This window comes from Jeotgalibacillus proteolyticus, from assembly GCF_050107735.1.
GTDB classification, from domain to species: Bacteria; Bacillota; Bacilli; order Bacillales; family Jeotgalibacillaceae; genus Jeotgalibacillus; species Jeotgalibacillus proteolyticus_A.
In genome coordinates, this window is record NZ_JBNILO010000003.1 from 255,392 (window position 1) to 271,389 (window position 15,998).

Consider the following 15,998-nt stretch of genomic DNA (forward strand, 5'->3'; position numbering starts at 1 on the left):
TGCAATAGACAAAAAAAGAGCTAAGGCATCGCTTAAGCTCCCTTATGCTCGTTCTTTATTAATTATTTCTTTTAATTCATCAATAAAAACATTTATATCTTTAAATTGCCGGTAAACGGAAGCAAATCGGACGTACGCGACTTCGTCCACTTTTGACAGCCTGTCCATTACGAGTTCTCCGATATCAACTGAAGGCGTCTCAGAAATCCCCTGATTACGGAGTTCTCTTTCGATTGAGGAAGAAATTTTCTCTAATTCCTCAAAAGGCACCGGCCGCTTCTCACATGCACGAATAAGACCTCTTAAGATCTTCTCCCTGCTGAACTCTTCCCGTATTCCATCCTTCTTCACTACAATCAAAGGGATTTCCTCCACTTTTTCAAAGGTAGTGAATCGATAGTGGCAGGATTCGCATTCCCTTCTTCTGCGGATTGCTTTTCCTTCATCGATTTGTCTGGAATCAATGACTCTTGTCGTATTTTCATGACACGACGGGCATTTCATAAAACCAGCTCCACAACGTGATTATTTGCTTCTATCATAATAAAAATAGGATCAAAGCACAAGAAGGCTCATCGCTGATCTTTTCTAAGCTCCTTGCCTAAGTAAGCATAGCACTTTAAAATCTCTTGTTTTAATTTCGGATACGCTCCGCCGATGATGGTGGATTCAGCAGAAACTTTAATATCCACTGCAGTATGTAATGGCCTGGTGCTTACAATGGTCGCTATAATGAACATTTTCGGATTGCTCGATTTCTGAATCATCATTTCACCGTGCTCTTTTGACTCTGAAGTAATGGAATAGCCTGGTGAGGAATAAAATTTTTCCACCATACCAAAGGCTTTGTCAAAAGATGCCTTAAAATAATGTGTTTGCAGCTCTTCTTCTCTATGCTGATCTGACGTTTCGCATTCTGAACTAAACCGCTTAAATAATCCGCGTATTCCTGCCAATTCAATCTCCTCCTGTAATACTCTTCTATCTACTATTCTATCAATGTTTATAGAAAAGAACAAAACGAATGTACATTCTTTTACGTTGAACACTTTTACAGTGAATGTAAATTGAATTAAGCGGGTTCAATTGTTTCAGGCGGATGCCCTTTCCGCCAACGCAGAATTCCTGCTTATTGTTTAGGGATTAAGCAACTATTTCTCCATATTAAAAAGAATGTTTTCCGAAAGAAACCGTCGGGAAACATTCTTTTTATACTCTATATAATGCTTTCACTAATTAATTGTATGCTTAAACGGCGCTGACTGTTGGTTTTCCAACACGTACAGGTCCCATGCCTCTTGGCACTTCAATGGTTTCATTGGTTTTAGCATTCAACGACTTAGCAATATGATCAGCAGCTATTGTGGGATCAAGATCTCCACATGTGTAAACATCAATGCTGGCATATCCGTGCTCGGGAAAGCTGTGGATTGTTAAATGAGATTCTGAAATGATGACAACACCGCTGACACCCTGCGGCGCAAACTTATGAAACGCTACTTCTCTTACTTCTGCACCTGTTTTTAGGGCAGCATCTACAAATACCTGTTCAATTAACTCCATGCTGTTCAACTTTTCAAAGTCACAGCCCCAAAGTTCTGAAATTACATGACGACCCATTGTTTCCATGATCGTTCCCCCTTAATTAAATTTGATTTTATTTGGTTGTTCATACGATCCTTACCACGGGGGAAAGTTAGTCCGATGAGGTCCTAACCCTTTAAGTAAAGATATGCTTTGTGTGGAACCAAATAAGATCACGAAAAATAGTATACGTTTTTTTTCAGCTTATTGCAATCAATTAATTTATTTTGAAACAAATGGCGCTAAAAAACGTAAGCATAGAAGACCGTAATTTAAGGAGGAAAAAACATGGCCGCGCTTATTACGCTGATTGGAGATATTTTTGCTGCAATTGCCGGTTCCTTTTCACAAAGTTTTAAAGGAAAAAAGAGAAAAAGAAAAGAATGAAAAAGAGGAATAACTTAATTGATGAAAGATCTTTATATAAAAACAAAGGAGCCTGAGACGAGGTGTCTCAAGCTCTACCCCCGTTCACTAAGCTCTAACGGGACGAGTTCTATCATTTATGCAGAACTTCGTTAGACTCACTATGAAACAGGAATTTGAGATGAAGTTATCTGCATTTTGTGAGCCACGTGTTTCACAAGATCCACTACCCTGCAGGAGTAGCCCCATTCATTATCGTACCAGGCGAGCACTTTGACTTTTGTTGCACCGATCACCATTGTAGATAATCCATCTATTATGGCAGAATGAGAATTCATATTAAAATCGACCGATACAAGAGGCTCTGTCGTATAGGAGATAATGCCATTCAGTCCATTGTCAGCTGCTTGAATAAACGCCTGATTTATCTCATCTACTGTCACTTCCCGCTGTACATCCACTACAAGATCAACGAGTGATACATTGGGTGTCGGGACACGCAGTGCCATACCGTGGAGCTTCCCCTGAAGATTGGGAAGTACTTTGCCAAGTGCTTTTGCCGCTCCCGTCGAGGTTGGGATAATTGACTGGCTGCATGAGCGGGCTCTTCTAAGATCTTTGTGAGGATTATCAATATTATTTTGATCATTTGTGTATGCGTGCACGGTTGTCATCAGTCCATTTACAATTCCGAAGGCTTCATCCAGCACTTTAGCCACTGGGGCAAGGCAATTCGTCGTACATGATGCGTTTGAAATGATGTCGTGCTTTTTGATTTCTAAAGCGTTTTCATTTACTCCCATAACAATCATGACATCTTCCAGTTTGCCCGGCGCTGTCAGCACTACTTTTTTAGCGCCCGCATCAAGGTGAAGAGCGGCTTTATCACGTGCATTAAACTTGCCCGTCGCTTCTATAACAATATCAATATTCATGTTTTTCCATGGAAGCTTCAGCGGATCCCGCTGATTAATTAACATGATTTTTTGACCATTTACGATTAAAGCATTCCCCTCAGCACGGACTTCTCCCTGAAAAACACCGTGAGTCGTATCATATTTCAGCAGATGGGCAAGTGTTTCAGCAGGGTAGCTCGCATTAACAGCGGCAATGGTAAGGCTAGGTTCCATCACTGCTTTACGGAATACCATTCTTCCTATACGTCCAAACCCATTAATGGCAATAGTAGTCTGTGTCATCTAGATCCTCCTAATAATGTTATACTGATAGATGAATAACTAAGATTAGTATAACATATTAACCGCGTTTTAAAAGATAAAATTCACATATATACGTAAAGATCATCCTTATGTTGATTAGTTTTAAAAAAGAGCCTGGGACAAATTTGTCTCAAGCTCTTTGACCGGTTCGCTGCGCTTCAGACGGACGCTGTCTGCAGTGATGGGATCATAAGCCTTTTCTTAACCCCTGCCCTGCAAAAAGTCTTAAGCAGCCGTCATCTCCTGCTTGTGTTGCGGCCTTCTGCTCCGCTCTCCTCATACTATTGATAAATTCTTAGGCAATATCTACACTTTTAGAGTTTTGACTTAGCCTCAAACCTTTTGTTTTAAGGGACGGATTTCCATTGAATGAGAAGCTGCTCCAGTTGAAGAAAGGACTGCTCCATTGTCCCTGAATTATCTATGACTGCATCTGCCTGCATTTTTTTTTCATAAAGAGGAGCTTGAGAAGAAATTCTCGCCTGTGCTTCCTCCGCTGTATACTGATTTCTTTCCATCAGCCTTTTAAGTTGAATGTCTTCCTGAACGTACACCACGATGATTTTATCCACCATCCATTGGAGCTTGCTTTCAAATAGAAGGGGTATATCAAGAAATACCGTTTTCCTGCCTTCATGAATAGCCATTTCCTTTTGCTCTAGCATTTCTTTACGCACGGCTGGATGAACAATGCTGTTCAGTTTTTTTCTCTCCGTTTCACTGGTAAAAATAATCGATCCAAGCTTTGCGCGGTCAATTGTTCCGTCCTCAGCGACGATCTCACTCCCGAACTGATCTATTATTTTACGATACGCCTCCTGATTTGGTTCCACCACTTTTCTGGCGGCCAAATCTGCATCTATGACTGTGTACCCCTTCTTGATAAGACGGTTGGCGATGGTGCTTTTTCCACTGGCGATCCCGCCTGTCAGACCAATGATCATTGTCGTCCCTTCTTTCTTTACCGCTGACATTTCCCGCAGTAATGAGAGTTTCTTCCTCCAATAACAGCCTGTTTTACATTGGCTCCGCATAACGGACATTCTTTTTTGCCATACATTTGCAGTCTGTCCTGCATCGATCCTGCCTGGCCGTTAACGTTCCGGTAGTCTGAGATGCTGCTTCCTCCGGCGTCGATGCCTTCTTGCAAAACAGAGACAATATTATTAAATAATTCAATTCTTTTTCCCAGCCCAACGCGTGACACTGTCCGGTTAGGATGTATTTTTGATTTGAACAATGCCTCTGTTGCATAGATGTTTCCACACCCTGCAATCACCTGATGGTTCATGATCACATCTTTTACAGGCTTCGAATGAAATTTTGGCAGGTTTAAAGAAGCCAAAAACAGCTCCTGAGCATTGTCGTCAAAGGGTTCGGGACCGATCGCGATGATCGGCGGATGATCTTCCAGCTTTTCTAAAAATCGCAGTTCGCCAAATCTTCTTATATCTGAATAAATAAGCAGCCTGCCGCTCTCAAATGTGAAAATAACATGAACATGATTACGGAATTTTTCTTCTGTAATCTGTTCTACTGAATCAATGGCAAACCATGCACCGGACATTCCTAAATGCGAAAGAAGGATGCCTTCTGACGTTTCATTCTCCATATGAAATAATAAGTATTTGCTGCGCCGGTTGATGCGGGTGATCCGGTAGTTTTTTACGTATTCGGAGAAATCAACAAGATCCGCTCCTTTTATAATCGCCTGTTTTCCACCCGCGTGTGAATTCTTTACTTGTTCTGAAAATTGTACAGAAACGATCCTCTCCCCCACTACATAAGGTTCAAGTCCCCGTTTCACATGTTCTACTTCTGGTAATTCAGGCATTCTTTACACTCCCCGGTATTTATTACTTGGCATCGTACCAGGTCTTGCCGTACGAGTAATCCACTTTTAACGGCACCACAAGCTCGACTGCTTTTTCCATTACTTCCGGAACAATGCGCTGGAGAATTTCAACCTCTTCTTCAGGACATTCAAAGATCAGCTCATCATGCACCTGAAGCAGCATTTCAGCTTTTAAGCCTTCCTGTTTCAGACGGTCAGCCATATCTATCATTGCTTTTTTAATGATGTCGGCAGCGGTTCCCTGGATTGGCGTGTTCATTGCGGTTCTTTCAGCAAACCCCCGGAGATTAAAATTCCGGCTCGTAATTTCAGGGATATATCTTCTTCTGTGGAGAAGTGTTTCAACATAGCCCTTTTGTTTTGCTTCTTTAATAATATCATCCATGTATTCCTTAACTTTCGGGTAGCTGCTTAAATAACGCTTGATGAATTCTGCTGCTTCTTTTCTTGGGATGTCGAGACTTTGGGAAAGTCCGTAGTCGCTGATCCCGTACACAATTCCAAAATTGACCGCTTTCGCATGTCTTCTCATGCCTGACGTTACTTCTTCCCTGCTTACATCAAAAACATCCATTGCTGTTTTCGTATGGATATCCATATCATTATTAAATGCTTCAATTAAGCCCTCATCCATGGAAATATGTGCAAGAACGCGAAGTTCGATCTGCGAATAATCCGCTGCGAACATGATCCAGTCCTTTTTGGAAGGGATAAAAGCCTGACGAATTTTACGTCCTTCTTCCAATCGGATCGGGATGTTTTGCAAATTTGGATCTGTTGAGCTTAATCGGCCGGTTTGTGTTAAAACCTGATTATATCTTGTGTGAATTTTACACGACTCTTTATCCACCACTTTCAGCAGCCCTTCAATATAAGTGGACTGAAGCTTACCAAGCTGTCTGTACAGGAGGATATGATCTATAATCTCATGCTCCGGCTGTAATTTTTCAAGGACATCTGCTGAAGTTGAATACCCGGTTTTCGTTTTTTTCACTGCTGGAAGTGAAAGCTTTTCAAATAAAATGACACCAAGCTGTTTTGGGGAATTTATATTAAAGGATTCACCAGCCAGTCTGTGGATGTCTTTTTCAATTTGAGCCAGTTTTGTTTTTAATTCTTCTCCCATTTCCTTCAGGCGGTCCACATCGACGAGTACCCCGGTTTTCTCCATTTCAGCCAATACTTCAGCTAGAGGAAGTTCAAGCTCGTCAAATAAATCGTACTGCTCATTTTTCTCCAGGTCCCGAATGCAGCGGTCTTTTATTTTACCAATCGCTGCAGCTTTTCTTGCAATATGCTCCCCGAGAATTTTCTCATCCGGGACTTTCTTTTTAGCTCCCTTGCCGTACAAGACGTCATCTGGTTGTACAGCATCAGCGCCGTGTCTTTTTGCAATGGATGCGAAATCATCAGCTGCCTGTGAAGCATCGATCACATAGGACGCAATTAAAAGATCAAAATCTATCCCTTTCAAATCCATTCCAAGCCGGCTGAATGCTACAATAGACTGCTTGGAATCGTAAACTGATTTTTGATTTTCCTCATCTTCAATCCATTTTTTAAAAAGCGCAGATTCTCTTGCTTTTTCTACAGGAATAAAATAGGTTCCACCCCTGTGATGAAGTCCAATTCCTAAAATATCAGCTGTGTGATAATTTGAATCAAACAATTCAATGTAAAGCTCTGCTTCTGGGGAAAGCATTTCCTCTGTAATTTCCTCTGCATACGTCCAATCCAAATCCTTTAACTCAATATCTTCTTCTTGATTATCCCCCAGTTTATCAAGAAGCGTCTGGAATGAGAGCTCTTTAAATAACGAACGCAGCTTTTCCTGATCAGGCTCCTGCCTCTCTAGTTCCTCGAGTTTAAGTTCTACAGGGGCTACCCGTGTGATTGTTGCTAAATCTTTACTCATTTTTGCCTGATTTTTAAATTCAGTCAGTTTTTCCTGCAATTTTGCTCCCTTGACTTCACTTATTGAATCCAGCAGTGCTTCAAGAGTACCAAATTGCTTAAGAAGTTTAATGGCCGTCTTCTCACCTACTCCAGGAACTCCCGGAATATTATCAGAGGAGTCCCCCATCAAGCCTTTCATATCAATAATCTGATCTGGAGTAAGACCATATTTCTCTTTGATATGATGGGGTGTGTATGACTCCATATCTGTAATGCCTTTGCGGGTAATTTCCACCCGGGTATGTTCAGAGGAGAGCTGCGTTAAATCCTTGTCCCCTGACACAACGACAACATCAAACCCCTTTTTCTCTGCCTGCAAAGACAGCGTTCCGATTATGTCATCCGCTTCATATTGATCCAATTCATAATGCTTTATAGAATAAGCGGCAAGAAGATCCCTGATAAAAGGGAACTGCTCAGAAAGCTCTGAAGGTGTTTTTTGTCTTCCACCTTTGTATTCCGAGTAAGTTTTATGACGAAAAGTGGTTTTTCCCGCATCAAAAGCCACCAGAAGATGGGTTGGCTTTTCATCATCAATCATTTTTGTCAGCATAGTGGTAAAGCCGTATATTGCATTTGTATGTACGCCTTTATCATTATTGAGTAACGGCAGTGCAAAGAAAGCTCGATATGCGATACTGTTGCCATCAATCAGCATTAATTTTTTACTCAAGTAAACTCCTCCTTAAATGGGCGATCTCGTAAGCCTGACTTTTTAATAAATACAAAAGCCGCTGCTTCTCTCATTTTAGCATGTCTAAAATGAAAGAGAAAACAACGGCTCACTTTCTGGATTGATTTACTAAACGCTTATTCCAAAGCTCCTGACAGCAAGCTCGCATATGGAGAATCTGCCGGAAGAATAATCATCGTTTTGTCATCAATTGTGGTTTTATACGATTCAAGCGTACGGTAAATTTCATAAAATTCAGGATCTTTCGAGAAAGAATCATTATACAGCTTTGCTGCTTCCGCCTCACCCTCCGCTCGTATTGCATCGGCTTCTGCATTTGCTACAGCAAGCATCTCCCGGACTTCGCGATCTGTCTGGGCTTCAATTCTGTTTTTGTTAGCATCTCCGGTTGATAAATATTCCTGAGCAGTAGATTCCCGTTCGGAAATCATTCTTGTGAAAACAGATTGCTCGTTTTCTGTTGGGAGATCCGTTTGTTTCATACGGACATCCACTACCTCTATTCCAAATGACTCCTGAGTCAGCAGTTCGTTCACGCGTTCAGTAACCCGATCATTTAAACTTCCACGGGAAGACTTTTCGTCGTTGATAATTTCGTCATAATCCAGCTGTCCAAGTTCTGTTCGGACGACCGAATAAATAAATTCTTCCATTCGTGACTCTGCGTTAATCATGGTACCAGCATTTGAAATCATGTTTTTCGGGTCCGTAATGCGCCACACAGAATAGTTATCGATAATAATTCTCTTCTTATCCCTCGTATTGATTTCTGCTTCAGAGACATCGTAGGTCATCTGGTATTTTGGAAGAGTCGTCACACTTTGAATAAAAGGAATTTTCGTATGCAAACCAGGACTTTCAATAATTTTCACAACTTCCCCGAACTGTCTAACAACCCGGTATTCGCCCTCTTTAACTATGAAAACATTCAGTAATGCTGTAATGAGCAGAACGACAAACAATATAATAAAAGTGCCTATTTTAGAGTATTTTTTCCACTCAAGGGAAGATCCATTTGTTTTTTTAGTACTGGAAAAATCAAATACTTTGCTGTTTGGATTTTTGTCATCGCTCATTATTGCCCCTCCTCACTTTCTGTCTCTTCCTGCGGTACAGGCTGCTGTGAACGCTCTAATGGATTAAGGGGCAAATATTTTAACGTGCCGCCATCATCGTTCATTATGTATACTTCAGCATCTGGAAGAACTTCTTCAAGGGTTTCTAAAATCAAACGCTGTCTGGTTACATCAGGATTGTTCTGATATTCAGCATATAATTTATCAAAAATGGCCACATCTCCGCGCGCCTCTTCGATCCGGGCTGTTTTTTCACCTTCGGCCCTGAATTCAATTGCGTCTTTTTCCCCTTCTGCTTCATTGATCAGCTGATTTCTGTATTTATTCGCCTGGTTTTCTTTTGTATTCATTGTTTCTCTGGCATCTGTAACTGCAGTAAACGCCTGGCGCACCTCTTCATTTGGCAGCTCCACATCCTGCAGCTGTACAGCCTGTATGGAGATTCCCATATCGTATTTTTCCATAAGCGTTGAAAGCAGTTCTCTTACCTCAAGCTCAATTTCCGCCTTCCCCGAGGTCAGCGCATCATCTATTTCTGAACTTCCAATAATACTGCGAATTGATGCAGCTGTAGTATCATAAAGGACCACTTCAGGATCCTCTGCATTAAATAAATACTTTTTAGCATCGACAATTTTCCACTGAACCACAAGATCAGCCAGCACAATATTTTCATCGCCTGTTATCATCTTCGTTTCTTCAGGGAACGATTGAATTTCTCCATCCTCTTGCTCGTAGCCAAACTGCAGACTGAAGGTTTCCTTAGACAGAACTTCAACCTGCTGGATTGGCCATGGCATTTTAAATTTTAACCCTGATTCAGTTATCGTTTCGTTCGCTTCACCAAAAGTCATCACAAGTGCCTGCTCAGATTCATCAACTGTATACCAGGAAGTGAATAAAACAATAATGAGCAGGATCGCGGCTGTAATCAGTCCCAGCCCCGCTGTAATTCTTTTAACACTCATTGTCATCTTCCTTTCCAAATCGTTATACCTGTTCTACGGTTAATGTTGGGAGAAAGTTTCATGAGTGTTTCATTTCCATTACAAAACACGAAAAAAGACGTGAACGGGGTCTGTTCACGTCTTTTCTCTGGGTTCCTTGGATGAAGGGGTTTTCACTTAGTATCTTATCAACTAAATGTTAAGAAAAAACCCTTGTAATGTAAAGTGAATGTAAAGTCTTACTTATTGAACCTATGTTTCTTTGGCAGCGAAATTAAAAATGCTGTTCCTTTATTTGGCTCACTTTTTACAGATATATCTCCATGGTGGACCTCTACAATATGCTTAACAATCGCAAGTCCAAGCCCCGTTCCACCTGAATTTCTGCTTCTTGCTTTATCTACCCGGTAAAACCGTTCAAAGATCCTTGGAATCTCCTCTTGTTCCATTCCAATCCCATCGTCTTCAACGTTAATCAAAATATTCTCCTTCTGATCCGTCACCGTCAGCCTTATTTCACCCCTGGGCTGTGAATAAGTCAGTGCATTGCTGATTAAATTTATGAAAATTTGCTTTAGACGGTCATGGTCGCCTTCAATAAAAAGATTTTGATCCCCATCAAGTACGATTTTCATGCTTTTCTGATCTGCTTTTTGTTTCATAATGGCCGTCACTTCATGGAGCAAATTGGTCATATTGACATCTGCCACGGCGAGATTAAAGCCCTGCTGCTCAACCTTGGACAAATCCAGCAAATCCTGAATTAAGTCCTGCAGGCGGTCACTTTCTTTTAAAATAATCGTCAGAAATGACTCCAGCGCCTCCTGATCATTCATTGCGCCGTCTAAAAGTGTTTCAGTGAAGCCTTTGATGGAGGTGATAGGGGTTTTTACTTCGTGAGAGACATTCGCAACAAAATCTTTTCTCATTTGTTCGAGCTTTTTCAGCTCTGTTATATCGTGAAAAACAAGAACAATTCCCTGCCACACACTTCCATCTCCAATAATCGGTGCTCCATACACTTCCAAATGTAGCTTAGATAACACAGAGGAGATGTGAATTTGTTTACGAATTCTTTGCTCTGTCATAAAAACTTCTTCTGCTACTTCACGAACCTGCTTATCAGAGATAATATCTACATATCTTTTATTAATCACTTCATCTGTCTGCAAACGGAAAAATTCCAAAAATGTGCGGTTTACCAGCACGATATGTCCCTGACGGTCGATCATGATCAGTCCGCTGCCCATATTTTCAATGAGCGTTTGAAGTCTGTCCTGCTGAATGGCTTGAAGTGTCACCATTTCCTGCAGATTTCTGGCGAGTACGTTAATAGAATTGCTGAGCATTCCCGTCTCGTCTACCCGATCCTCATATGTTCTAGCACGGTAATTGCCTTTTGCAAGTTCAATCGCGACTTTAGTCGCTGATTCGATGGGTTTTGTATATTGGTTCGTAATTCTCGATCCCAGTAAAATAATGATTAATAAAGCAGCACCCAGAGTTATCCCTAAGATGGTCCAGATTTGACGGTACACCGCCTCCAGTTCATCAAAACTGGCAGCGACAATTACTAATCCTGCTGTCTCTCCTGCAGCCACACTTTTAGCATAGTACGTCGTGTTTTCATTTGCCTGGTATTGAGTGATTGGATCTTCAGGGGTCAAATCATCTTCCCCTATCAATTGAATCGTACGGTCATGGTTATTAATATCTATATTGTTTTGACTGTCATAAATTACATTGCTTGAATCACTGATCATCATAATTCGTATGTCGAGTACATCGCTCAACTCATCAAAACGTGATGAAGCCACAGTTGTAAAGAAAGGCTGAAGTTCAACCTCATTTACAACAATCTCCACCTCTTTTTCCATTCTGGAATGCAGAGCGTTTAAGTAATACGATTTAAAAAGTTCCCCAAGCAGCACACCCAGCCCCACAAGAACCAATATAATTAAAGAAATTAGTGCAAATAAGAGCCTCGTTCGAAAGCTGGACATGTTAATCCTTTTTCGGCTTTTCCATTTTATAGCCAAGGCCCCTTATGGTTTTAATATAAAGTGGTTTTTTCGTATTTTCCTCAATCTTTTCACGAATATGGCTAATATGCACGTCTACGATGCGGGTGTCCCCAGCAAAGTCATAATTCCATACAGCCTGCAGAAGCTGGTCTCTTGTCAGAACTCTCCCTTTGTTTTCAACCAGATAAAGCAGAAGCTCGAATTCTTTTGGAGTCAATTCTAACTGCCTGTCTTTATAAAAGGCTTCATATTGGTCGGGGAAAACCTTAACATCCCCTACCCTAAATGAAGTATCTTCTTCCTCTTCCTCCGGAGCTTGGGGTTCAGCCTGCTTTGTGCGTCGTAAAATGGCTTTTGCTCTTGCTACGACTTCCCTCGGACTGAAAGGCTTCGTTATATAGTCGTCTGCACCTAGCTCCAGACCTAACACTTTATCAAATTCATCGTCTCTTGCTGTCAGCATAATGATTGGAGTCTGTATATGCTCCTGTCTGAGCTGTTTACATACTTCAATTCCATCCATTTTAGGCAGCATCAAGTCGAGTACAATCAGATCCGGATTGTCATCAATTGCTTTTTGTTTCCCTTCTTGTCCGTCCAGGGCAGTTATTACTTCATATCCTGCCTGCTCTAAATTATATTTTAACAATGTTACAATTGATTGCTCATCATCTACTACTAGAACTTTTTTACTCATGTTCTACCTCCGCATCGTGTAGTAAAACCGGTTATTCATCCAATAACACCACTTTCATTATAGTACACATTTAAGTGCATTTCGATAAGTTTCAAGGTCTTTGCTAAACTTAAGGCGGCTTTTATTCCTTATTGAATATACAGTCCTCTTATATTGGGTCATCACACCTACAAAAGGGGCTCCACTTTCTTTTTGAAAAGCCGTCCAAAATCGGAACAAAAAAATTTTACCTTTTATCATACTTAAAAAAGAACCTGGGACAAAAGTGTCTCAGGTTCTTTGACCGGTTCACTGCGTATCAGGCGGACGCTTTCCGCAGGGACGGCGCTGAACCTTTTCAGGGCGCTGCCCTGTAAAGGCTTAGCTTGCCGTCATATCCTGCCGGAGTCGCCACCTTCCGCTACGCTCACCTCATACTAATGATATATAAAGACTCTTTTATCATTTATTTTTTATGCCCCTGCTTCCTTAAAGTGTAGTATATCCTTATTACCGATCATTCCAACAGTAAAGCCGGAATGTTGAAGAAAGTAATTTTTTCCTAATCTCTAGAAATTATCAAGTGCTGAGTTTTCAAATCGTTCAAGTTTATGAGGAGGGCATACTGTAACACTTCCAGTCACAACAACTTCTCCTTGTTCATCGACTGCTTTAACATTAATTTCAATTTGAGCATTTGGACGGTCAATTGACATGACTTCAAATAGAAATTCTACAGTAGCGTAGTGTGGAAGCGCTTTCGGAAAACTCAGGTTTTGACCAATGATATGCGACCCCGGCCCAGGCAGATACTTTGAGACTGCAGAGGTAATAAAGCCTGTAAGCATGATAGATGGCACAATTGGTTTTTTATGAGGTGTTTGAGATGCATAATCATGCTGAATATACAGCGGATTTGCATCGTTAGTTAACCCAAGGAAAAGCAGAAGATCCTTGTCTTCTATTTTTTCTGTCAAGGTTAGTTTTTCCCCAATCGTCATATCTTCAATATTTCGCCCCATTTTTCTCTTTTTCCCCATCAACACGTAGATCTCCCCCTTCATTCATATACTGGTGCCTGATCATTATTTTACCACTAATTCTATCATTCGTGATGTAAAAAGGAATCGCCTGATTGACGATTCCTTCAAGTTGAATGGACCATGATCGTCCAGAGACCCTAACTATGATAAGGTTGTTAATGCTCCCATCACACTTTTTACAGAATCAACTGATTTCTGAAGCTGGGATTTCTCGTCTTGAGATAACTCAAGCTCTACAATTTTTTCAATACCATTGCCGCCAAGAACCGTTGGCACGCCTAAATAAATACCTTCAAATCCATACTCACCTTCAAGATAGGCAACGGACGGCAAAACACGTTTTTGATCTTTTAAGATCGCCTCCGTCATTTCCATTAGAGAAGCCGCAGGAGCATAGTACGCGGAACCATTTCCTAAAAGAGCAACAATTTCTCCTCCACCTTTACGTGTACGCTCAATTATGGCGTCCAGCCGGTCTTTCGGGATTAAGGTTTCAAGCGGAATGCCTCCAGCGTTCGAGTACCTTGTCAGCGGCACCATATCATCTCCGTGGCCTCCCAGGACAAAACCTTGAATATCTTTGACCGATAAATTCAGTTCCTCTGCAACAAACGTATTGAAACGGGCTGTATCCAGCACACCTGACTGTCCTATGACCCGCTCTTTAGGAAAACCTGATTCTTTAAAGACTGTATACGTCATCGCATCTACTGGATTGGATAAAACAATAATCGTACTATCCGGAGAATGCGCTGTCACTTCTTTCGTGACTGACTTCATGATTTTCTCATTGGTTTGAACAAGGTCATCCCGGCTCATGCCAGGCTTTCGCGGAATACCTGCTGTGATAATTACAACGTCCGATGCAGCGGTATCTTTATAATCAGAGGTGCCTTTAATAGAGACATCATAGCCGAACACGGGGCCTGCCTCCAGCATATCCAGCGCCTTCCCTTTTGTCGGATCTTCATTTTGAGGAATGTCAACTAACACAATGTCACCAAGTTCTTTTTGTGCAAGAAATAGGGCGGTAGTTGCTCCTGTAAATCCCGCTCCAATGATTGAAATCTTGTTTCGCTTAAATCCCATTGTAATTCCTCCCAATCTCGTATAGTGGCGATGATAAAGAAAGAACCAGAAAACTGGTCTCTTCCCATCAGCCGGATGATCTCGTAATCCTTCTGAAAAGAAGAAGGATTAGAGAGTCCGCATTTGATAATGAAGAAGCCAGAAAACTGGTTTTTCCGTTTATTGCATATTTTCGATAAGAGCTGTTCCAAACTCAGAGCATTTAACCTCTGTCGCTCCATCCATTAATCGTGCGAAATCATAGGTTACTACTTTAGAAGCAATTGTTTTTTCCATAGAGGAAAGAACAAGAGCTGCTGCCTCACTCCAGCCAAGATGCTCAAGCAATAACACACCTGAAAGGATAACCGATGAAGGATTTACTTTATCAAGTCCTGCATACTTAGGTGCTGTACCATGCGTCGCCTCAAAAATGGCATGCCCGGTATCGTAGTTGATATTTGCTCCAGGAGCAATTCCAATTCCGCCAACCTGTGCTGCAAGCGCATCAGAAATGTAGTCTCCGTTTAAGTTCATCGTAGCTACTACATCAAATTCAGCAGGGCGGGTCAGGATTTGCTGCAGGAAGATATCAGCAATCGAATCTTTAACGATAATTTTACCTGCTGCTTCAGCTTCGCTTTGTGCTTTATTGGCAGCATCAAGTCCCTGTGCGTCCTTAATCTCATCATATTGAGCCCAAGTAAAGACCTTATCGCCAAATTCTCTTTCTGCTAAATCATAGCCCCATGATTTAAAGGCACCTTCTGTAAATTTCATGATATTTCCTTTATGGACAAGAGTAACTGACTTGCGGTTCTCAGTCAGTGCATAGTTAATTGCTGCACGGACAAGACGCTCTGTACCCTCTTTTGAAACCGGCTTAACGCCAATTCCTGATGTTTCAGGGAATCGGATGTTTTTAGCGCCAAGCTCGTCCTGAAGGAAAGAAATTAATTTCTTCACTTCATCAGAACCCTCAGCAAATTCAATTCCAGCATAGATATCCTCTGTATTTTCACGGAAAATAACCATATCTGTATCTTCCGGACGTTTAACAGGAGAAGGCACCCCTTCAAAGTAACGCACCGGACGCAGGCAGGTAAACAAATCCAGCTGCTGGCGCAGTGCTACGTTTAACGAACGGATTCCTCCGCCGATCGGAGTAGTCAACGGTCCCTTGATGGCAATAAAATACTCATTAATGGCATCAAGAGTCGCTTGAGGAAGCCATTCACCTGTCTGATCAAATGCTTTCTGACCTGCAAGTACTTCTTTCCAAACGATTTTTCTTTCGCCGTTGTACGCTTTTTCAACCGCTGCATCCAGAACGCGGGAAGAAGAAGCCCAAATATCCGGACCTGTGCCGTCTCCTTCAATAAATGGAACAATCGGGTTGTTTGGAACGTTCAATGTCCCGTTATCAACTGTAATTTTTTCACCTTGTGTCATAAGAATTTCCCTCCAGGTTCATTGTCAGAAGCGGGCT

Annotated in this window: 14 protein-coding genes; all 14 read right to left on the reverse strand. The window is 41.5% G+C overall.

Annotation, left to right across the window (positions count from 1 at the left end; genetic code table 11):
- Positions 1–42: 42 nt before the first annotated feature.
- The 14 genes from nrdR to icd all read right to left on the reverse strand — a co-directional run bounded on the left by nrdR (position 43) and on the right by icd (position 15,961).
- Complete coding sequence (nrdR, locus tag ACQCT8_RS06580; protein WP_278239712.1) at positions 43–504, reverse strand: transcriptional regulator NrdR; 462 nt, start codon at positions 502–504, stop codon at positions 43–45.
- Between the two features lie 68 nt (positions 505–572).
- Complete coding sequence (locus ACQCT8_RS06585) at positions 573–956, reverse strand: hypothetical protein (RefSeq protein ID WP_426869574.1); 384 nt, start codon at positions 954–956, stop codon at positions 573–575.
- Positions 957–1,248: 292 nt separating this feature from the next.
- Positions 1,249–1,629, reverse strand: coding sequence for an adenosylmethionine decarboxylase (gene speD, locus ACQCT8_RS06590; RefSeq protein WP_426869576.1), 381 nt, complete (start codon positions 1,627–1,629; stop codon positions 1,249–1,251).
- Positions 1,630–2,111: 482 nt separating this feature from the next.
- On the reverse strand, positions 2,112–3,149 hold the full coding sequence (locus ACQCT8_RS06595) for a glyceraldehyde-3-phosphate dehydrogenase (RefSeq protein ID WP_426869578.1): 1,038 nt from the start codon (positions 3,147–3,149) through the stop codon (positions 2,112–2,114).
- 368 nt (positions 3,150–3,517) lie between these two features.
- Positions 3,518–4,114: a dephospho-CoA kinase gene (coaE, locus tag ACQCT8_RS06600; RefSeq protein WP_426869579.1), complete on the reverse strand. Its 597-nt coding sequence runs from the start codon at positions 4,112–4,114 to the stop codon at positions 3,518–3,520.
- 17 nt (positions 4,115–4,131) lie between these two features.
- On the reverse strand, positions 4,132–5,004 hold the full coding sequence (mutM, locus tag ACQCT8_RS06605; RefSeq protein WP_426869581.1) for a bifunctional DNA-formamidopyrimidine glycosylase/DNA-(apurinic or apyrimidinic site) lyase: 873 nt from the start codon (positions 5,002–5,004) through the stop codon (positions 4,132–4,134).
- A 22-nt stretch (positions 5,005–5,026) separates the two neighbouring features.
- Positions 5,027–7,654 carry a DNA polymerase I gene (polA, locus tag ACQCT8_RS06610; RefSeq protein ID WP_426869583.1) on the reverse strand — a complete coding sequence of 876 codons (2,628 nt, stop codon included), beginning with the start codon at positions 7,652–7,654 and terminating at the stop codon, positions 5,027–5,029.
- 137 nt (positions 7,655–7,791) lie between these two features.
- The gene (gene hflC / locus ACQCT8_RS06615; protein ID WP_426869585.1) at positions 7,792–8,751 is read right to left on the reverse strand and encodes a protease modulator HflC; all 960 of its coding nucleotides are present in this window, start codon (positions 8,749–8,751) and stop codon (positions 7,792–7,794) included.
- Positions 8,751–9,719, reverse strand: a complete 969-nt coding sequence (hflK, locus tag ACQCT8_RS06620; protein WP_426869587.1) for an FtsH protease activity modulator HflK — start codon at positions 9,717–9,719, stop codon at positions 8,751–8,753. Before hflK ends, hflC begins: the two co-directional genes overlap by 1 nt.
- Before the next feature lie 218 nt (positions 9,720–9,937).
- The gene (pnpS, locus tag ACQCT8_RS06625) at positions 9,938–11,701 is read right to left on the reverse strand and encodes a two-component system histidine kinase PnpS (protein ID WP_426869589.1); all 1,764 of its coding nucleotides are present in this window, start codon (positions 11,699–11,701) and stop codon (positions 9,938–9,940) included.
- 1 nt (position 11,702) lies between these two features.
- The gene (locus ACQCT8_RS06630; RefSeq protein WP_426869591.1) at positions 11,703–12,419 is read right to left on the reverse strand and encodes a response regulator transcription factor; all 717 of its coding nucleotides are present in this window, start codon (positions 12,417–12,419) and stop codon (positions 11,703–11,705) included.
- Positions 12,420–12,967: 548 nt separating this feature from the next.
- Complete coding sequence (locus ACQCT8_RS06635) at positions 12,968–13,444, reverse strand: enoyl-CoA hydratase (RefSeq protein ID WP_426869593.1); 477 nt, start codon at positions 13,442–13,444, stop codon at positions 12,968–12,970.
- 138 nt (positions 13,445–13,582) lie between these two features.
- A complete protein-coding gene (gene mdh / locus ACQCT8_RS06640) occupies positions 13,583–14,530 on the reverse strand; it encodes a malate dehydrogenase (protein ID WP_426869595.1) in 948 nt (315 codons plus the stop codon).
- Between the two features lie 159 nt (positions 14,531–14,689).
- On the reverse strand, positions 14,690–15,961 hold the full coding sequence (gene icd, locus ACQCT8_RS06645) for an NADP-dependent isocitrate dehydrogenase (protein ID WP_426869597.1): 1,272 nt from the start codon (positions 15,959–15,961) through the stop codon (positions 14,690–14,692).
- Between the last annotated feature and the right edge of the window lie 37 nt (positions 15,962–15,998).